This window comes from Marivirga lumbricoides, from assembly GCF_014636295.1.
Lineage (GTDB): Bacteria > Bacteroidota > Bacteroidia > Cytophagales > Cyclobacteriaceae > Marivirga > Marivirga lumbricoides.
On record NZ_BMEC01000009.1, the window covers coordinates 206,657 to 223,455 of the forward strand.

Below are 16,799 nucleotides of genomic sequence, written 5' to 3' on the forward strand. Positions count from 1 at the left end.
TTATTGAAATTCGTATGCCCCTATATCGAAGTCTGCTCCTGATGGCCTCTTTCTTCCCAAAATATCCATATCAATACCATAACTACTTAAATCAACTCCTTCATCTATAACAGGGGAATCTCTTGTTAAAGAGTAATCATCTTTATTTATATTAAATAAATTCAGCTCTTCAATTTTCATTGCGAAAAAATTAGCTTCAGTTTCCGTATTAGATCCATAATCGATGTAAGCATTGCTCCCCTCAGCGTCAATATTCGCCGGATTTATTACTAAATTATTTTTCACTTCATTTTTCAGATTCCAAGCATAAACTTTTATACCTTCTAAACCACTATTTACAATTGTGTTATTAAAAAGTTTAAACCCTTCACCAGGCGAATATCTCTCGTCTACAAAAACTCCAATTAATTTAGGATTTACTATTAAGTTATTAAAAATGATATTATCACCATACCCCAGAACAGTCATACCATTTCCCGATCCGTTTTTAATAATATTATTAAAACAAAGTCCACCTGTACCTTCTCCAATTTGAATCCCACTTCTTTGGTTTGCTCTGTTTTCAACTCCAAAGTTCTCTATTGTATTGCTATAAATCTTTGCTCCTTGCACTGCACTACCTAATTGAATTCCATCCCAACCTGTATTTCTAACATCATTTTTATAAATTTTGATGTTTACTATGTCATGGGGTAATCTTTGACCACATTCTTTTTTAGCACCATTAGCATAAAAAGAATTTCCAATATATAAGCCTTCCCCACCCACATCATGAATATAGTTATCATGAATTGAGACATCCCGCATGGTAAAATTACCTCTGATAGTCTCATCATCGCAATTAGGATCAGTTTTTGCCATTATACCAGTAAATCCTATGTCGAAAATTTCTAAATGATCGACTTCAAAATTTGATGATAAATAATTTAAATCTAAGCCCTTAGATCTTACACCTGATAGCTTTATTCCATACTTGACTGTCGGGTCCCCACTACCAGAAATTCTAAAGTATTTACAATTCTTAGTACCGATGTTATAAGTTAAATTTGGCAAGTCAATCACAGCCGTTCCATTACAGTTTGTTATTAATACTGGGTTTTCGGGGGTACCGATAATATTTTTAAACAAAACAGGTCGTTTATAGGTCAGAGAACCATCTAAGCAAATTATATCTCCTGGTTTAACGCCAAACTCCTCCCCATCAAATCCGAATTTTTTATTTGTAATCGAAACAAAAAAATCACACTTAGAACAATCCGTAGGAGCGCAAGATCCATCATTCACTGTAGCCTCAGAGTTGTAATTGTCTGAAAGAGGGCTGGTACAGCCATATATCTCAGATTCGTAAGAAATTTGTTGTGAATTAGTAACTTCCTCTTCTTTAAAGCAGCCCAGGAACAAAACGTTGAGAAGTAAAATACTTCTTTTGAAAATGATATGCATTTTAAACTGAATTTATATTTTCCTCAATAAGTAAAACTGGTTTTTAACAAATAAATTGCAAAATGTTATAAAACTCATAATTTCATCTATTGTCTTATCTTAACAAATAAAAGGTAATAGAATTCATTTAATCCTTATTAATTTTAAACACCAGGGATACAACCTAAAATTAATGATTTTTATTCTTTTTATTCAAAAAATAAAACAATACATGGCAAGTAGTAGTAGAATGTAAGTCTTTCCTTAATAGTTAGTTAGTTATTCTTTTCAGCAAAAATTGAAGTTAAGCATTCTGTCATGGAATTTAAGTAAATGAAAATATATTTAAAAAAAACTTCAACCAGAGTGATCATATTACAATTAGGCAATAAATATAATAAGGTGAGAGTGTTGCCCTATTATTCTTTTAAACGCATATTGGGTTTAAAGATAACAAATTAGAGAAAATTTACTTTTCAATTATACTCATTTAAAGCAAATACTACTAAAAACAACTTAAGAAGCACTTTAAAAACACGCGGTCGTAAAAATTGAGAGTATTATTTGATAATATGCAATCAAACTTTTAAAGAATATCAGATTAATATATTATTATATAATAAACCACCTCTCTAGCATATACTATAAAACATTAATATTTTTGTAGGAAAGAAAACCATTATCCTTTTTTTGTCACAATAAAAAACTCTTAAGTAAATCAATTTTAAAAAGAGAAGAGAATCAAATTAAATCAGGGTAATGTTATGATTTCTCAATATCTCAAAATGACATAAAAGTAACAGCGAAATAATTGTTTTGGAAAGTGTGGCATTATTCTGTTTCAAAGAATAAGAAAATTTAAATAAGTAAAATATCAAACACAAAAAAGTATATTTGATGTCTTTAAAATAAAGAAAAAGTTAGCTACTAAACAGCGGCTAGTTAAGCCTTACTAATAAAGGCCTGGCTGTAACTTAACTGAAAAGTATTTAATATTTACTGATTTAATATCTCTCTAAATAGTCTTATTGCAAATAACAAAATATGAAATGACCGCGCCAATCCTGTTTTGAAGAATCAATAAAATCTAAGGCCTTGAACTGATTCATATTATATACTTTACAGCAAAATATCTGCGAAAGCAAACCTATTTATATATGGAAAAAAAAATTAATAATTTACCGGATTTTTTAATTATCGGGGCTGGCAAGTCAGGAACGACCTCATTGGATAATTACCTAAAGCAACATCCTCAAATATTCATAAGTGAGAGAAAAGAACCTAACTTCTTCGGGTATGAGTTAAATCAGTTATCAGACTTTTCTGTAAAATCAGAAATAGATCATTATAAAGGGTCTGTTACAAATTTAGAAGAATACCTCAAACTCTTTTCCTCTTCTCAACCCGGGCAGTTAAAAGGTGAAACATCAAATACATATATGTATCATACAACCGCTGCTGAACGAATATATCATTACAATCCTAATATTAAATTAATTGCTATTCTAAGACAGCCAGCAGAACGGTTATATAGTAGGTTTTTACATCTGGCAAGAGAAAATGAACTACCCTCTGAGAATTTTTCAGATTGCTTCGACAAAAGTAGTATCTGGTGGTGGAGAAATGATCTAGTAAAAGAAGGAATGTATGCTCAATATTTAACTAAATATTATAAGCTCTTTGATCAAAATCAAATAAAGATTTTTCTTTTTGAAGACTTAAAAAGTCACCCGGAAAAATTGTTTAAAGATATTTTTGAGTTTCTTAATGTGGATTCAAGTTTTGAGCCAAATCTATCAGTAGAATACAACCAATCAGGGTTTATCAAGAATAAGAAAATAGACGCTATTTTTGGCGCTAAGGGCATTATTAACAGAGGTGTAAAGTTACTTCTGCCACGGAAAACCCTTACTGCGTTGAAGAATAATCATAAACTCCAAAAGAAAATTCAGACACTTAGAAATAGAAATTTACATAAACCTAAATTTGATAATAATCTTAAAAATAAAATCACCAATGAAATTTATCTGGAAGATATTAAACAATTGGAAAAGTTAATTAAAAGAGATTTGAGTCACTGGTATTTATAGAGTGAAAGGGTAAATGTATTCTAATCACAATTATAAATACTATCAGGGATAGCTATGCTATAAATTTTACCCCCTAAAATACCCCTAGTTAACTCATCAGTAATTAAGTAAGTTCCTTGAGTATCATCGAAATCAATTGCTTCTTTTTGGCTAAAATGATCTAGTGGCAACATTTCGAAATTTCCGTTAAAGAAATCATCACCTTTAAAACAGGAAAAGAAAAATATTTTATTGTGAGAAAGTAGGGCCAGTATTCCATTTTGCCGCGAAATAGTAGCTCCTGTGATCCAATTTTCCAGCATAAGACCTTCCCCTGTATAAAATGTATCCTTTAATTGTGCAATATGCTCACCAGGCTGGTCAGTTAACTTATATACTTTTATTTGGCCTTTAAAAGGATTCCCTCTGCTTTTACTAAACAGATAAATGTTCCCATTGAAGTGAATCATAGCCTCAATATCAAATTCTAATTTACCTTTTGGTGGAGGAAATGTTTTTTGATCTGACAATTTAAATCTTATAATTTTTGCTGTATAGATTTTTTCAGCAATGCTATCAGGATCAGGAATTATATAAATTTTCAAATCCGTTCTGTTATTGTCATTATTACCAAAATCACCAATATAAAAATTACCGTGATCATCTGAGGTCAAATCTTCCCAATCCTTGATTTTATTATTAAGATATACCGTTTTATTAATTGTAAAAGAATCTTTTGTTAACTGATACAAAACAGGCTTTCCGTGGTCATTAATCGTCCAAATGTTACCACTCTTGGAAAACTCAAGACCTGAAGATCCGGATAAAATTTCAGGCAAACTTCCTAGCTCAATTATCTTCTGAGAAAATAAAAAAGAAGGATACATAAAAATTACTAGTAAAAAAATAAGACGTTTCATATTGCTTCTAACATTCAAAACAACATTAACTACTTATTAATCTTGTGAATATTTCTTTTTAATTTTATCAAGTGTAGTTAATAATTGATTTCCTTTGGAGTTTAATATTGTATCATTACTCAAAGAAGGAGCTACTAATTTAAGCTTTTCAAATTCTCTTACCACACCCTGCACCAAAAACATACTCTGATATACTTCATACATTCTTACAACCGGAGAAAGTGTACCAAGAGGTAAGGGATAACCCGTTTTATCTCTTATAACCTTCCGTGTAAAATTAGTATCATTGTAAAGTGACTTAATCTGAATAGGATTATACTCTAAATTCAAAGAAGATGCCCAATCCTGCCATTTAAAAAAGTTTATCCCTTTATATGCTTTTACAGGAATCCAAGGAACACGTAATGCATCCGCAACTATTGCTCCATGCATTGCTTCTGCAATAACTACTTCAGATTGTTTTATTTGACTTAATACACTATCTATGCTATCTGTCGGTTTAATGTAGTGAACGTCTGACATTTCGCAAATTGTTTCCCAATTAAACTTTTCCATGCTTTCCCAATGCGGTATAAATGAAAATTTATATTTCTTATCATCCTCCTTCTTTTCCATAAACTGAAGAAGAATTGCTCCATCACTTACAGCTAAATTCTTATTGATTTTCAGAGCTTCACAGGTTAAAGGTCCTCGGACACAAAATATATCAAAAGAGCTATCGACACTTGGTATTGCACCGTAAGCAAAACCACTACTAAATACAATTTTTTTATTAGCCTTTCTTACATGGCTTAAACCTAATATAGAACCAATACCTACAAAAGACACTTCAGGATCACCGTCAAAAAAATTTGGCAAAAAGTGGTTAAATATGTACGGATTTAGAGCATCGCCAAAATTATTTGACTGAAAATAATTCAAGATCATTAAATCAGAGGTTAGGTAGATTTCAAAATATCACTCAAAAATAAAAAAAACTTACATAGAATTTCATTTATAAAGATTAATTTTAATTATCAATTTTTTTCTATTTTAGATTATTGCTTATTCATATTTTTAACTTTAAATATATCCTTAAGAAGAATAGCATATTCTTAACAGAAACCCTTTTTCAACGTAATCTATATATTAATAACTATTAGCACTCAAAGTACATCAAACTCACTCGTGATTAACAATAAAATTTAGCCCAGAATGACAATCAAGAAATTAACTATAAAAAAAATGATCCCACAGAAATTTGAACGAATAATACGTGGATTTAGAGATCATTTTCTAAGATCATATCAAATAGAAAAATTACCAAGTGAAATATACACTCAACCAAAAAATTATCAAATATCGTTTTGTACTACATGTATGAACAGACTCTTTCACCTAAAAAATACGCTGGAAAAAAATATAATTGATAATCAGGATTATAAAAATATCGAGTTTGTTGTAATTAATTATAATTCAAAAGACCATCTGGATGTATGGATGAAAGAACATATGCAAAAATATATTGAGTCAGGACTGGTAAAGTATTATAAAACCAATGAGCCTCAATCATTTCATGCTTCCAAGGCTAAAAATCTATCTCACCTACTGGCCGAAGGTGAAATAGTATGTAATTTGGATGGTGATAATTTTACCGGTAAAGACTTTGCTTTTTATATAAATTACATGTTTAATAAGTATGGTGAAAACCTATTTCTCCATTTTACTAAAAAACCATTTTGGGGAACAGAAGGTAGGATGGCGCTTTCAAAAAACAATTTTCTTAAGTTGGGGGGCTACGATGAGGACCTACTTCCAATTGGTCATGAAGATCATGATTTAATGAACAGAGCTAAAGCATTTGGTCTTAAATATTTTAAAATTGAAATTGAAAATTTCCTGAAGTACTTGAGCAATACAGAAAAAGAAAAAGCTGAAAATTGTGCAGATGGAGCAACAAGCTTTTATGTCTTGGAAAAAGGAAATCAAGAAAAATCGAATGGCAACATTAAAAATGGCAAATTAATTGCTAATCCTAGTGGAAGGGAAAAATTTACTATTTATAAAAATTTCTCCTCAGAACCCTACACATATTATTAATAACCTCAGTTCGATTAATAAAATGGCATCCCCGCTAGGGATGGGCAGGCTATGTCGCAAAATTAAGACTTACTTTTTCAAAAAAGTTTAATTTATGCGATACCTCTTGTTATAATACAATCAGATTACGGATACCGATGGGTCAGCACAAGTTAATCTTTCATCTGAAAAATATAATCCCGCCAAAGCAGGAATGCTCTGACGGGCTTTTAAAGCAAATAAGAATCGAACTCAGGTCAATAGATAGTACTTATTCTATCATTTCTTAATATATACTTCAACAGAATCAGTTTTGTAGCCAGTAGGCGATAAAAATTTTGTTGCTTGTATGTAGTTAGGAAATAAACAATCTCTTACTTCGTAAGGAAAAAAATTATCTACGTCCGGCATATCTTCAAATAATATTAAATCATATTCTGAATTTTGAACCTTTTGGCAAAGCATATTAATTTCACGATCAAATACTGCTACCCCTTTATGAAACCATAATGGGAAATTTTCTCCTGATGGCGGTTCATAATTTAGTTCATGAGCTAAAAAAGTTAGATTTGACATATTAAGAACTTTGAGATTTCCCTTATTAACTATATCTAATTTTTTAATATAGGTTAATCCTTCTTTAGTGTCTTTAGGAATTTTGATACCTTTAAGAGATCGCATATCTGACTCTACCCATATAACAGGTTCAGTTTTAACTACACTATCAGATTTAGCAGCCCAATTTCCTTTTGCTACCACATCAGAAGGAGGAGGAGCTAATAAAGATGGTGCTAATTTGCTTATTATAGGTTGTGAGTATTTCCAATAGTTATCGGATTTCCAAAAGAAAATTAAACCCGATACGGCTACAAATACTACCACATTATTAAACCTGATACTGCTTTGAAGATTATAAAATATGAAGGCGATTGCAAAACTATGAAAATAAAAGTTCACAGTTGGGGGACTAAAACTCGTAACTTGAATAATTATAGCTTGAATAATGATACCAATGGTGAATAGGGCAAATAGTATAAAATTCTTGTCTTTTAATAACACTTTAATACCAACATTATTTATTTTATAAAAGACAATCAACATTATTGATAAAATATATGCTTTCAACCACTGGGATTGAGTAAATATATCATTAATAAAATGGTAACTGTTCACTCTTGAATAATGAGGACTTTGTCCATAGTTAAACCAGTAAGTAAAATCATATTGGAGAAACGGTAGTACGAGCACTATATAAAATAAAGCAAATGACCCTATAAGAATTAAAAGCGGCTTCCAGGTACGTGTATAAATAAAATCTATTACTAATAAACTAAACACAAATAAAGTAGAAAGAGCTCCCCCATCTTGTTTTGTTAGTAGAGCCAGCCAAACGAAAAAGGCACTTAATACAAGCCAATAAAATTTAGAACTCCGCTTTATATAAAGTAGTACGAAATAAATAGCCAGTAATTCAAAGAAAAAAACTGTGTGGTTATACCATGGCCAAAAATTTATTAAAGTAAATGATAAACACATTATCAATATACAGAAAAATATAGTGGCTTCCTCCAGTTTAAAAAGTTTCAATATTCCTCTAAAAACAATTAAACTTATAAAATTAATAAAAGCTTGCGCCTTTATTAATGTCATCATATACGGACCAAAGAGCTTAAAAAAGATAAAAGGAATAATCCAGAATCCGTAACCTAAAGGCATTCCAAAATCCTTAAAAGGTATTTGCCCTAAATACATTCTATATGCACCTTCCCAGGTTACATATATGTTAACGCGATAAGGAAACTTAAGTAATAGAGGTAAAAATGAAAAGAGTACAATTGTTCCAAAAACAATCCATTTTACATTTGCATTTTTTAAACTACCAGAGAAAGACATAGAAATCACAATTAGATCATCACAAAAATATTAATTATATTGAATATTTTCTTAGGTTATTAATATTAATTTAAATTTTAATTAAATTTGATGAAAGAAGACAAATTATCGTTATACACTATGTTTAAAATTCGTATAAAATGGACAACAGTAAAATAATAATATGATTCAATAATGTATTAATCTACTTTTTTCTATGAGATTTTTTAAAAACCCTATCTGGATCAATGATGATTTGCTTCAGATAGAAAACTATGATTCTTTAAACGAGAACATATTTACTTCCATTAATGACAGATTAATTAAAATCACATCAAAAAAACCTCAGGTATCAATAATTATATCTGCGTGGAATGAAGAGTTAAATATAATTCGTTGCATAGATTCACTTTCAAAATTACAAACTGAAATTCCTTTTGAAATTATTGTTGTAAATAATAACTCAACAGATAGGACGCAAGAGAGTATAGACAAGCTTCAGGTCAGGAAATTCTTTCAACCTATTCAAGGCTGCGGGCCGGCCAGACAATTAGGACAAGAAGAGGCTCTCGGCAAGTATATCTTATTAGCAGACGCAGACTGCTTATATCCTCCCAAATGGCTAAATTTAATGATTGCTAAACTAAAGAGGAATAATGTAGTGTGTGTATACGGACGCTATTCTTTTATAGCAGACACAAAATTATTGCGATTTAAGTTGTCAATTTATGAGTTTTTAAAGGATATTATAGCAGAATTTCGTCAGTGGAAAAGACCGTATTTAAATGCTTATGGAATTAGTATGGGGTATTTAAAGGAAGCAGGGCTTAAAGCTGGCTATATTCAGCATAAAACATGGGGAGATGACGGCCGTCTAGCTTTCGATATGATGAAGTATGGTAAAATAAAACAAGTTAAAGCTGGTAATGCACGAGTGTGGACAGGCTATCGTTCTTTAATGAGGGACGGAAGTATTAGTAAAGCTTTTTTGACTCGTATAATTAAGGAATTGCAAAGATTTGGGACATACTTCAGAAAAGAAAAGGATCATGACACTAAAACCTCAAAGAACACACCACATTCTTTAGAGGAGAATTTAAAAGCCTTGAAAAATAAAATTAAGTTTTGAGTATTTACTATATTACCGTGAAATAAAAATAGAATAAAATGCAATTAGAAAAAACCAATGGCTTTTATTAAACAGAGTGGTCTACCTTATTGGATAAAATTAATTCGTCCTCACCAATGGATTAAAAATCTCTTCCTTTTTTTACCTGCCTTTTTTGCAGGAAGCCTTAATAATTACACTTTCCTAACAGATTTAATTATAGGTTTTTTTGCATTCAGTTGTGCTGCTAGTGCTATTTATATTTTTAATGACATAAGAGATATTGAAAGTGACCGAAGCCACCCGGCTAAAAAATTTAGACCGTTAGCATTTGGAAAAATATCAATCACTGTTGCCTATTTTATGATAGGGATATTACTCTCTCTTGCTATCGCATTATCTTTTTTATTAAATACTGCATTTCTAATTATATTGTCCATATACCTTATATTAAACCTGTTCTATTCACTAGGTTTGAAAAGAGTTGCTATTCTGGATATCATTATAGTTTCAAGTGGTTTTGTAATTAGAACATTAGCTGGAGGAATAATTGCAGAGGTTCCTGTTTCAAGATGGCTTATACTTATGATTTTCCTGCTAGCTTTATTCTTAGCAATGGCAAAAAGGCTGGATGATTTATTAATAGAGAAGGAAACCGGTATTATTAGTAAAAAAAATATGGGAAAATACAATATTACCTATATCACTTCCGGAATAACAATGTTGGCAGGAATTATTATTGTATGCTATATAATGTACTCAATTACTGAAGTATCCGAAGAGGTGATGAGTAATATTCATAATGAAAACTTATATCTGACCAGCATTTTTGTTATAGCAGGCATACTAAGGTACCTTCAAATAATACTAGTTGAAAATAAGAGATGGTCCCCCACAAGAGTGCTATATAAAGACCCTTTTATTATTATTACAATTTTACTTTGGGCCTTAAGCTATACACTTATTATTTATTTTTGATGGTATTAATCATATTAAATTGATTCGAGGTTATCTTCGAATTTGATCAGGTATTTTATAAATTTAATTATTATTAATACACGATATTTAATAAAAATTTGATGGAAATTTAACTAACGAATTCCAAACAAGTTTGCTCTATAGCCCTAACTAGATGCCAAGAATAAAAAGAAATATTTCTAATTGGAATAATTTTCCTACCGCTGAAACTACGGAACATTCTTTAATTTATAAGGATGATGCCCTCATTACTATTGAACAGACCTCTAAGAATTTGATAGCAAGAGGTAACGGAAGGTGCTATGGTGATGCTTCACTGGCTGAACATGTCATCTCTACCCTAAAATATAATCAGATAGTATTCTATGATGCTAAGAATGGCATCATAGAATGCGAATCGGGTATATTATTTAAGGATCTTCTAGATTTTTTAGTACCAAGAGGATGGTTCTTACCCGTAACCCCCGGCACTAAATATATAACCTTAGGTGGTGCTGTTGCTTCAGATGTTCATGGAAAAAACCATCATAAAGAAGGAAGCTTTTCTCAGCATATTTTAAGTCTTAGCATTATGCTTGAAAATGGAAATATTCTAGAAGTGAATGATGCAAATCACTCTGATTTATTTCATGCAAGCATGGGGGGCATGGGGCTCACCGGGTTAATTCTCTCAGTTAAGTTTAAATTAAAGAAAATTGAAACTGCTTATATTACACAACAACAAATCAAAACAAAAAATCTTGACCATACCATAGACTTATTTACTGAGTTTAAAGACTCCACTTACTCAATGGCCTGGATAGATTGCTTAAAAAACAGCACGAAACAAGGCAGAAGTATAATATTTACCGGAGAACATAGTGCTATCTCTGAACTTTCTAAAAAGAAACAACAAGAACCTTTATCTTTCAAAAAAAAGAAAAAGATTACTATCCCTTTTAACCTACCCCCATTCGTATTAAGCCAATTATCAGTTAAAGCTTTTAACGAGTTATACTATTTAGCACACCCTACTAAATATAATCAAATAATAGATTACGAAAGCTTTTTCTATCCCCTTGATGGCTTATTGGAGTGGAATAAAATGTATGGAAAAAGAGGGTTCATACAATATCAGTTTGTTATTCCAGCTTCTGATAATGCCGTTGGATTAAAGGATATACTAGACAGAATCAATAAAAAAGGATGGGGTTCTTTTCTTGCAGTATTAAAAATGTTTGGCCCACAAGAAAGTTTAATTTCTTTCCCTATGGAAGGGTTAACATTAGCTTTGGATTTCCCACTAAAAAAGGGGCTTTTTGAATTTTTAGATGAGTTAGATGAAGTTGTTGAGGCACATGGAGGCAGGGTCTACTTATCTAAAGATGCGAGGATGAAAAAAGGCATATTCACTGCCGGCTATAAAAATCATAGAAAATTTATAGAAATTATTGAAAAATATAATCCTCATCGAAAGTTCAACTCATATTTGTCGACAAGAATCGTTTATTAATCTATAAAACTTACATAAGTTGATAATAATGAGTTTTTAGTAGCCTCGTTAAATATCTATCTCCTAATTTTGTTCATCAAAACTTTTAAAGTCATAAAATCGTCTAAATGAACAAGATACGTTATCCCTTCCTCTCCATCTACCAACATTACTTAGTAGATGAAATAAAAAAAATTAAGACTCCCTATGCGAGCCAATTATTCACTCATTTTCACAAGCGAATTAGGGGAAGTCTAATTTTCCAGTACAGCCCCTACCCTAATTGCATAAGTTGATGCCTTAATCACTCTAGTTAATTCTAGTTAGGGTTTATATTTTTTCATCAATAAATCATTTGCTGATACTTAATCAGATTAATCCAGATTGATTTTTCAAAAAACCATTAATAGTTTTTCTTTCACAATTTCAACTTTTACTAAATTCTACTATTATGCATTTATGTAATCTTCAACACACGACTAACAGAAAAATAAAATTATACTTTTTTTTACTCATAATATTTTCTGCTTTTAGCCTTCCAGTTACAGCCCAGCAAACGGCTAAAACTTCCGACAATGGAATCGGTTATTTGGAATACTTACCAAATAATTATAATTCGAATAATAATTTATACCCCGCAATTATATTTTTACATGGGAGTGGAGAAAGAGGGGATGGATCTCCCAGTGCTCTGGAGAAAGTAAAAAGAAATGGTCCTCCTAAATATATTGAAAATGGAGAAACTATGTGCTTCAATAATAATGGGGTTCAAGAATGTTTCATTGTATTATCTCCGCAAACTTCACGTTGGGCCTGGGTGGGTTACGAAATGATCCCTTTTGTACAGTATGCACTAGAAAAATACCGCATTGATCCAGACAGGGTATATTTGACAGGATTAAGTATGGGAGGAGAAGGGACCTGGAAAGTCGCCTATTCTGAGGAAAATTCCACAAATTATTTTGCGGCTTTAGCCCCAATAGCAGGCAGAGGGAACTACAATGATGCTTGTACTATAGCAGATCATGAGCTATCCGTTTGGGCTTTTCACGGTGACAAAGATACTGCAATGAGTTTATTTGCTGGTCAAAGCCCAATAAATGGTATGAATAATTGTGGTGCAGACCCAGCTCCAATTTTCACAGTTTATGAAGGGGTTAATCATGCTGGTACCTGGCAGCGAGCATATCGAACAGATAATTCCCTGCATTCTCCCAATCTATATGAGTGGTTTTTGTCTCAAACAAAACCGAATTCAAATGCGAATAACAATAATGAACCAACAGCTCCAACCAATTTAACCAGCAATTCTTCTACAAGCAATAGCATTAAATTAAAGTGGACAGATAATTCAAATAATGAAGATAATTTTCTGATTGAAAGATCACTCAGTTCCAATAGTAATTTTGGATTCATCCATAATACTAATAATAATATTACAAATTTTGAAGACACAGGTTTAGAACCTAACACACAATATTATTATAGAATAAGAGCAAAAAATCAATCAGGTTACTCTTCTTATTCTAATATACTATCTGTTAAAACAGAAGTCGAGATACCTAATGGATCTCAAAATACAAAGATCGTTGATAATAAGCATTCATCTGTTACAAAAGTAGGCCAATGGTCAGTAAGTACAGCAGGGGGTAATAGTAAATATGAAACAGACTATTTACATGATGAAAATTATCAGAAAACTGGTAAAAAAATTACTTTTGATGTGGAATTAGCTCCCGGAAGATATGAAGTATTTGCATGGTGGTATGCTTATGAAAACCGTGCATCAAATACTCCTTTCGAAATAGTAAGTGATAAAGGAACTTCCATAATTTATAAAAATCAAAGGCAGGATAATGCCAGATGGGTATCCCTTGGAACATATGATTTTACAACTAATGCTGTAGTTAATATCAGCAATCAAAATACAAATGGTTTTGTTGTAGTTGATGCCTTGAAATTTGAATACCGATCAGCCTCCGAGCCGTTACCAACTAACGAAATTGTTTTGGATAATCAGGACAACCAAGTTCAACCTTATGGCAATTGGGAAACAAGTTCACATGGCGGAGATAACAAGTATGAAGAGGATTATTTTCATGATGGAAATGCGCAAAAGGGTGATAAAAGCGTTCATTTTAGTGCTTCTGTGGCTTCTGGTGATTATGAAGTTTTTGCCAGATGGTATGCTTTCAGCAATAGGGCAACTAATACTCCATTTGAAATAGTTACTTCAAACGGCACTGAAACTATTTATCAAAACCAGCAGTTACACAATGCCGAATGGGTTTCCCTCGGGAAATATAATTTTGAAGATGTAGCTGAAGTAATTATTAAAAATGATAATACCGATGGCTATGTTGTTGCAGATGCAGTTAAGTTGGTTTCTTTAAATAATAATATGAATTCAAGTTCTCAACAAGCGACACAAGCTGAGAGTTTGGACCCAATTACTTTAGATGAAGTAGTAGTATTTCCAAATCCCATACACAGCTCCTTTAGTGTTAAATCACCTTTCAAGGATCTAAAACCTTTTCATTTGAAGATGAGAAACAATGCAGGTGAACTGGAATGGGAGCAAACAATAGAAGGTATAGGTGAAATTAAAATTGATATCAACAGAGCAGATATTAGCGCAGGTATAAAATATCTAAGTATAGAAGTGGAGGGCTATCCTGTTAAAATTGTACGAATCATGCTTCTATAAATATTTCTTAACAATTTATAAAATAAACACATTAAGTAAGATTGCTCATTAAATAATGAGCAATCTTAACTTTTTATAAGTAGTTTTTCAACCGCCAAAGGTTAATACCAAATCACTTAAAATGCAGGCCAAACCACTCCTGACTTTAGCTGATCAGTGATTCTTATTTTATCTAGTATTGTTCAAGTAGAAACATTTTTTCTTTTAGAACTATTTTACTAATTTTAATAGTCAATTTCTTAAACTCATTATACTAAAGGTTATTTTCACATCAAACTCACCTAATATTTACTAATACACCCCAATCATAAAATGAATGTTTTAATATTAGGAGCCACTTCGGATATGGCTAAAGCATTAATTGAAGAGTTAGCTAAAGAAAAACATAAATTCTTTCTAGCAGCAAGAAATGTTAAAAGATTAGAACCCTTTTCGAAGAATCTCAAGATCAAGTTTGATGTTACAGCAGATTTGATTGAATTTGATGCACAAGATTTTAATTCCCATGAAATAATTTACAATCAAATTAACCCAAAACCAGATTGGGTTATAAGTTTCATTGGTTACTTAGGAGATCAAAATAAAGCCTCAGGTAATTGGCAGGAATCAAAACATATAATCGATACAAACTATTCCGGAGTGGTTTCCATTTTAAATATTGTAGCTCAAGACATGTCGGCTAGAAATGCAGGTGTTATTGTTGGCGTTTCATCCGTTGCCGGTGATCGTGGAAGAGGGAGTAACTACTTGTATGGCAGTGCAAAAGCAGGGTTAAGCGCATACCTTTCCGGTTTACGAAATAGTTTATATAAGCAAGGTGTGCATGTAATGACGGTTAAACCAGGCTTTGTTGATACACAGATGACAGCCGGCCTCAATTTGCCTAAACCCATTACCGCTAGCCCTTCTCAAGTTGCAAAGGGAATTATAAAGGGAATTAAAAAACGAAAAAATGTGATTTATCTCCTCCCTCTATGGAGATTAATAATGTTTACCATAAGAAATATCCCAGAGTTTGTTTTTAAAAAGCTAAAACTTTGAAACGAAACCTTGCCTTATTCGATTTTGACGGTACTATTTCCCGGAAAGATTCGATGATAGAATTCCTTAAATTTTACTGTGGAAGCAGCAAAGTCTATGTAGCCTACCTTTTACACCTCCATTGGCTACTATTAATGCAAATAGGGTTTATTGAAAAAGGAAAGGTTAAAGAGAAAATTTGGCATTACCTTCTAAATAGTAAGGCTATTAGCTCCTTCCAGAACAAAGCCCGATTCTTTTCATTAAATATATTACCAGCGTTTTTATATAATGAAGCACTTCAAAGGATACAGTATCATAGGGATCTGGGAGATAGAATTATAGTAGTATCTGCCTCCGCAGAAGAATGGCTAAAACCATGGTGTGATATAAACAAATTAGAGCTTATAGCTACAAAACTGGAAAAGAAGGATGGTAAACTTACAGGGAAAATGATGACTCCGAATTGTAAAGGGCCAGAAAAAGTAAAAAGAGTAAAAGAATTCTTGAAAATTGAGGATTACTCATACATATCCGCCTATGGGGATTCCGCTGGAGATAAAGAAATGTTGCAATTAGCTCACTACCCCTTTTATAGGAAATTTAGAAAATAACTTATGATAAGAAATGGTTGTTTTTTAAAATCAATTCAGGTTATTATAGGCGCCTCATGAAAAATAATTTTCACTTATAAATTATGTGTTTTTGTCTCTATATTGATATTTACAAGATTTAAATCTTAGTATAAAACCTCAACAAACGGAAATTTTATTGAGCATTGAGGTTAAATTCTAGTTACAACCTGAGTTCGATTAATAAAAAGCCCCCCTGCATCACCAAATCGGTAACGCTCTGCCGGACTTTGAAATAAATTAAGAATTTAACTTAGATTTATAGCATAAGCCAACTCAATAAAAAAGACACTATTCCAACATGCTGTTGAAATGAACAGATTTCCACCTCCCGATAATGATCGGGACAAGTTGTGTGGGAATGACGATCCTAATTGTAATTTGAGTAAGAAAAACCCTGTCTTACTGCACAAATACCCGAAAAGCCCCAGGTCTTTTGCTCACTCACCAGAAGCAAAAAAACGATCTCAATCAACAGGCACTATGTATTTGTCATCACCACAAAGCAGGCAATTATCGTCATCCCAGAAATTTTTGGAGAG

Annotated in this window: 12 protein-coding genes; 8 read left to right on the forward strand and 4 right to left on the reverse strand. The window is 31.7% G+C overall.

The features are described 5' to 3' along the window. The gene (locus tag IEV85_RS14830) at positions 1–1,443 is read right to left on the reverse strand and encodes a right-handed parallel beta-helix repeat-containing protein (protein ID WP_188464752.1); all 1,443 of its coding nucleotides are present in this window, start codon (positions 1,441–1,443) and stop codon (positions 1–3) included. A gap of 1,136 nt (positions 1,444–2,579) precedes the next feature. Here IEV85_RS14830 and IEV85_RS14835 point away from each other — a divergent pair. Beyond that, positions 2,580–3,512: a sulfotransferase family protein gene (locus IEV85_RS14835; RefSeq protein WP_188464754.1), complete on the forward strand. Its 933-nt coding sequence runs from the start codon at positions 2,580–2,582 to the stop codon at positions 3,510–3,512. A 20-nt stretch (positions 3,513–3,532) separates the two neighbouring features. On the opposite strand, the gene IEV85_RS14840 is transcribed toward IEV85_RS14835, so the two are convergent. Both IEV85_RS14840 and IEV85_RS14845 read right to left on the reverse strand, forming a co-directional pair. Continuing rightward, complete coding sequence (locus IEV85_RS14840; RefSeq protein ID WP_188464755.1) at positions 3,533–4,411, reverse strand: hypothetical protein; 879 nt, start codon at positions 4,409–4,411, stop codon at positions 3,533–3,535. A gap of 36 nt (positions 4,412–4,447) precedes the next feature. Further along, on the reverse strand, positions 4,448–5,338 hold the full coding sequence (locus IEV85_RS14845) for a polysaccharide pyruvyl transferase family protein (RefSeq protein ID WP_188464757.1): 891 nt from the start codon (positions 5,336–5,338) through the stop codon (positions 4,448–4,450). Between the two features lie 432 nt (positions 5,339–5,770). Here IEV85_RS14845 and IEV85_RS14850 point away from each other — a divergent pair, with 432 nt between their 5' ends. After that, on the forward strand, positions 5,771–6,490 hold the full coding sequence (locus tag IEV85_RS14850) for a galactosyltransferase-related protein (protein WP_188464759.1): 720 nt from the start codon (positions 5,771–5,773) through the stop codon (positions 6,488–6,490). A gap of 258 nt (positions 6,491–6,748) precedes the next feature. Here IEV85_RS14850 and IEV85_RS14855 read toward each other — a convergent pair whose 3' ends face one another. Beyond that, positions 6,749–8,362, reverse strand: a complete 1,614-nt coding sequence (locus IEV85_RS14855) for a hypothetical protein (protein ID WP_188464761.1) — start codon at positions 8,360–8,362, stop codon at positions 6,749–6,751. 196 nt (positions 8,363–8,558) lie between these two features. Here IEV85_RS14855 and IEV85_RS14860 point away from each other — a divergent pair, with 196 nt between their 5' ends. From IEV85_RS14860 to IEV85_RS14885, 6 genes are all read left to right on the forward strand, one after another. Next, complete coding sequence (locus tag IEV85_RS14860) at positions 8,559–9,470, forward strand: glycosyltransferase family 2 protein (protein WP_188464763.1); 912 nt, start codon at positions 8,559–8,561, stop codon at positions 9,468–9,470. Positions 9,471–9,527: 57 nt separating this feature from the next. Beyond that, positions 9,528–10,427: a decaprenyl-phosphate phosphoribosyltransferase gene (locus tag IEV85_RS14865; RefSeq protein WP_188464764.1), complete on the forward strand. Its 900-nt coding sequence runs from the start codon at positions 9,528–9,530 to the stop codon at positions 10,425–10,427. 154 nt (positions 10,428–10,581) lie between these two features. Next, a complete protein-coding gene (locus IEV85_RS14870) occupies positions 10,582–11,919 on the forward strand; it encodes an FAD-binding oxidoreductase (RefSeq protein ID WP_188464766.1) in 1,338 nt (445 codons plus the stop codon). Positions 11,920–12,349: 430 nt separating this feature from the next. Further along, positions 12,350–14,605: a golvesin C-terminal-like domain-containing protein gene (locus IEV85_RS14875; RefSeq protein ID WP_188464768.1), complete on the forward strand. Its 2,256-nt coding sequence runs from the start codon at positions 12,350–12,352 to the stop codon at positions 14,603–14,605. A gap of 312 nt (positions 14,606–14,917) precedes the next feature. After that, the gene (locus IEV85_RS14880; RefSeq protein ID WP_188464770.1) at positions 14,918–15,646 is read left to right on the forward strand and encodes an SDR family oxidoreductase; all 729 of its coding nucleotides are present in this window, start codon (positions 14,918–14,920) and stop codon (positions 15,644–15,646) included. Then, complete coding sequence (locus IEV85_RS14885; protein WP_188464772.1) at positions 15,643–16,239, forward strand: HAD-IB family hydrolase; 597 nt, start codon at positions 15,643–15,645, stop codon at positions 16,237–16,239. Before IEV85_RS14880 ends, IEV85_RS14885 begins: the two co-directional genes overlap by 4 nt. Positions 16,240–16,799: the final 560 nt, after the last annotated feature.

What these genes read in the sequence shown, in the direction of transcription:
- IEV85_RS14830 (WP_188464752.1), bottom strand. Translation starts at nt 1,443, where the DNA reads ATGCATATCATTTTCAAAAGAAGTATTTTACTTCTCAACGTTTTGTTC.
- IEV85_RS14855 (WP_188464761.1), bottom strand. Translation starts at nt 8,362, where the DNA reads ATGTCTTTCTCTGGTAGTTTAAAAAATGCAAATGTAAAATGGATTGTT.
- IEV85_RS14850 (WP_188464759.1), top strand. Translation starts at nt 5,771, where the DNA reads ATGAACAGACTCTTTCACCTAAAAAATACGCTGGAAAAAAATATAATT.
- IEV85_RS14875 (WP_188464768.1), top strand. Translation starts at nt 12,350, where the DNA reads ATGCATTTATGTAATCTTCAACACACGACTAACAGAAAAATAAAATTA.
- IEV85_RS14840 (WP_188464755.1), bottom strand. Translation starts at nt 4,411, where the DNA reads ATGAAACGTCTTATTTTTTTACTAGTAATTTTTATGTATCCTTCTTTT.
- IEV85_RS14870 (WP_188464766.1), top strand. Translation starts at nt 10,582, where the DNA reads ATGCCAAGAATAAAAAGAAATATTTCTAATTGGAATAATTTTCCTACC.
- IEV85_RS14845 (WP_188464757.1), bottom strand. Translation starts at nt 5,338, where the DNA reads ATGATCTTGAATTATTTTCAGTCAAATAATTTTGGCGATGCTCTAAAT.
- IEV85_RS14860 (WP_188464763.1), top strand. Translation starts at nt 8,559, where the DNA reads ATGAGATTTTTTAAAAACCCTATCTGGATCAATGATGATTTGCTTCAG.
- IEV85_RS14865 (WP_188464764.1), top strand. Translation starts at nt 9,528, where the DNA reads ATGGCTTTTATTAAACAGAGTGGTCTACCTTATTGGATAAAATTAATT.
- IEV85_RS14880 (WP_188464770.1), top strand. Translation starts at nt 14,918, where the DNA reads ATGAATGTTTTAATATTAGGAGCCACTTCGGATATGGCTAAAGCATTA.
- IEV85_RS14835 (WP_188464754.1), top strand. Translation starts at nt 2,580, where the DNA reads ATGGAAAAAAAAATTAATAATTTACCGGATTTTTTAATTATCGGGGCT.